Below are 3,247 nucleotides of genomic sequence, written 5' to 3'. Positions count from 1 at the left end.
TTTTTGTGAGTGTTGCAGCGTGCCTTCCAACTGGTGAATCTGTAAAGTGGAGTTTTCTTCCTGGTAGTTTTGTGATTCTACTTCTATACCTTTTTGGTTGAACAATTTTTCATACTCCCTTTTTGTTTTAAGGTATTCCTGTTCGCTGAATACTTTACCCTTGTACAATTTTTCGTTGCGGTCGTTATTATCCTTTGCCTGCGACAACTGAAATTCTACTTCATTCGATGTACGTTTCAATCCAAACTTATCCTGTTTTAACCGCAACCTGGTATTCTGCAATTCATTTATCAACCGGTTAATTTCAGTTTCCTGTTGCACAAATTCCATTTGCAGGCGGTTATTTTCCAGTTTTAAAATCACATCACCCTGTTTAACCGTGTTGCCTCCATCAATTACTTTCTCTTTTACATAGCCACCTTCAATGGCATCAATGCGATATGTTTTAATGGGTTGTACTACCCCACTCACCACAATAAATTCGTCAAACACACCTTGTGTTACATCAGATATGGTAATCTTCTCTTTATCCACATTCAGTTTGCTTCTTTTATCTGCAAAAGCAAACTGGTACACGAGCAATCCTCCCACTAAAATACCTCCGCCTATCCCGCCTATCCGCTTAACTGTCCAAAATTTCTTTTCTAATTTTTTGTCCATTGCTAATTTTATTATTTACTGTTACACCCATGCCAATAGGTATGCCAAATAGCTAAAGCCTTATCCAGCATATGTTTCGGGTTTGTGTCTTTAATAAACTGTCCGATTTCGAACACCCGCTTGTACAGGAGCGAACAGGCTGTAAAAATTAGCGGCGAAAGAAATTATATTGTGATAATTTTAAACAGTTGTAGCTAAAAGGTTGTAAGGCACAGCAACTGGAAACTGAAATTAGAGATTGATATTTGAATGAATTTATTGGAACAGGAGAAAACCAGTCAACAAAAAAATTATAGTTTATTAAACAGAAGTAATAAAATTATATGAACCCAAACATTGAAGGAAAGATTTTAATTGTAGATGACGATGCAGGTGTGTTAAGTGCAGCCAACCTGTTGTTGAAGCGACATTTTAGGCAGGTAGATACAGAAAAAAATCCATTGCGGATACCTTATTGGGTAAACAATGGTGGGTATGATATAATACTACTCGACATGAATTTTACCCGTGACATTAATAGCGGAAAAGAAGGTTTTGAATGGCTGGATAAAATCTTAGATCTTGATCCCACTATTTCGGTGGTTTTATTTACGGCTTATGGCGATATTGAAATGGCGGTGAGGGCCATTAAATTAGGAGCAAAAGATTTTGTTTTAAAACCGTGGCAAAATGAAAAACTAGTTGATACTTTAAGGAATGCAATGGAAATTGATAAGGAAAAGAAAGCGACAAAAATAAAAATGCCAGAAGGTAAAATAAAGAAAAGCAGCTATCCACTTTCTGAGCATCCATTCATCGGCAAGAGCGAACCCATTCAGCAAATTTTAAACACCATTGAAAGAGTTGCTGCAACAGATGCCAACATTTTAATTCTGGGCGAAAACGGCACCGGTAAGGATTTGGTGGCGAAAAATATTCACCAGCAATCGCTGCGCAAAGACAAACCATTTGTGTCAGTTGACCTTGGTGCAATAGCAGAATCTTTGTTTGAAAGTGAATTGTTTGGCCATGTAAAAGGTTCCTTTACAGATGCAAGAGAAGACCGAATTGGCAAATTGGAAGAAGCTGATGGCGGTACTATTTTTTTAGATGAGATCGGTAATATTCCCTTGCCCATGCAGGCTAAATTATTAACTGTATTACAAAACCGAATCATCACGAGAGTGGGCAGTAACAAGCCAAAACCTATTGATATAAGGCTGATTTGTGCTACCAATAAAGCTGTGTATAAAATGGTAGCCGATAATCAATTCCGGCAGGATTTATTATACCGGATCAATACAATTGAAATACAGTTACCTCCACTAAGAGAACGCAAAGAAGACATTCCGTTACTGGCAGATTATTTTGTAGCTGTGTATGCAAAAAAATACAATCGCCCTGTTGCTTCTTTAAACAGCACAGTAGTAAAGCAAATTCAAAAGCACCATTGGCCAGGCAATGTAAGAGAACTGCAACATGCTATTGAAAGAGCTGTGATACTTTCACAAAGCGACACCTTGCAGGCGGAAGATTTTAAAGGATTAAGGCTGGCCAATGAAGATGCACATACACTGGAAACTTTACAACTGGAAGAGATGGAAATATTACTAATTAAAAAAGCCCTGCAAAAACACAATGGCAACATCACAGAAACTGCCAGGGAACTAGGTTTAACAAGGGCATCCTTATATAGGCGTTTGGAGAAATACGCGATATAGATAATGAATCATATACAATCCGATAGCTATTGGATTGTATGTGACAATGCTTTTATGCAAACACTTTTTTGATTAATATAGCACAATTTTGTATACATGATTTTTAAACGTTTTGCAGTTGGATTAATTTGGCGTATTGTATTGATAATAATTTTATCAGCGGCGTTGGTGTATTGTACACTACTTGTTTATCAGCCCAAAGGAAATCCAACTTATTGGTTAGGCTGTGTCTTGTGGGTTGTATTAATTATTTATAGGGGTGTAGAGTTGTTTCATTATTCCAACTCAACCAACAGAAAATTAACCCGCTATTTTGATTCTATCCAATACGACGATTTCAGCATTAAATTCTCCTCTGACAATACCTATGGAAAAAGCTTTCAGGAACTTAACCAGCAATTTAATAAAGTGCTGGAATCTTTCCGTAAAATACGGGCCGAAAACGAAGCAAACCTTCATTTGGTTAATACCATTATACAAAATGTACAAACCGGTTTATTGCTATACGATCAATATGGCAGGATAGAGTTAAGTAATAGTTCGGCCTGTAAACTGCTTGGATTTTATAGGTTAAAAAATATTACAGAGCTTAAAACAAATCACCTGGAACTTGCTGAAAAATTATTATCAACAACAGATAAACATTTTTTATACGAGTCGACGAATGGATTGCAGGTTTCTGTAAATGTTGTTGGTATCCGTTTAAAAGGGCAAATTAAAAACCTGGTATCCTTACAAAATATTCAGCCAGAACTACAGCAAAAAGAAGTGGAAGCATGGCAAAATTTAACCCGTGTATTGCGGCATGAAATCATGAATTCACTCACACCTATCTTATCGTTAATTGGCACCATGAAACATATTGTGGATAAAGAATTACCCACTAC

General features: G+C 36.7%; 1 protein-coding gene and 2 pseudogenes. 2 read left to right on the top strand and 1 reads right to left on the bottom strand.

What is annotated here, in order from left to right:
• Positions 1–660: pseudogene (locus H7254_RS10595) on the bottom strand (efflux transporter periplasmic adaptor subunit); the annotation flags it as partial.
• A 323-nt stretch (positions 661–983) separates the two neighbouring features.
• On the opposite strand from H7254_RS10595, the gene H7254_RS10590 reads away from it, so the two are divergent.
• Positions 984–2,360, top strand: a complete 1,377-nt coding sequence (locus H7254_RS10590) for a sigma-54 dependent transcriptional regulator (protein WP_301932940.1) — start codon at positions 984–986, stop codon at positions 2,358–2,360.
• Between the two features lie 96 nt (positions 2,361–2,456).
• A pseudogene (locus H7254_RS10585) lies at positions 2,457–3,247 on the top strand (histidine kinase); the annotation flags it as partial.

The sequence above is a fragment of the Ferruginibacter sp. genome, from assembly GCF_014377975.1.
Taxonomy (GTDB): Bacteria; Bacteroidota; Bacteroidia; order Chitinophagales; family Chitinophagaceae; genus Ferruginibacter.
The sequence above is the reverse complement of the archived record's forward strand: the minus strand, read 5'-3'. Positions and strand labels throughout refer to the sequence as shown.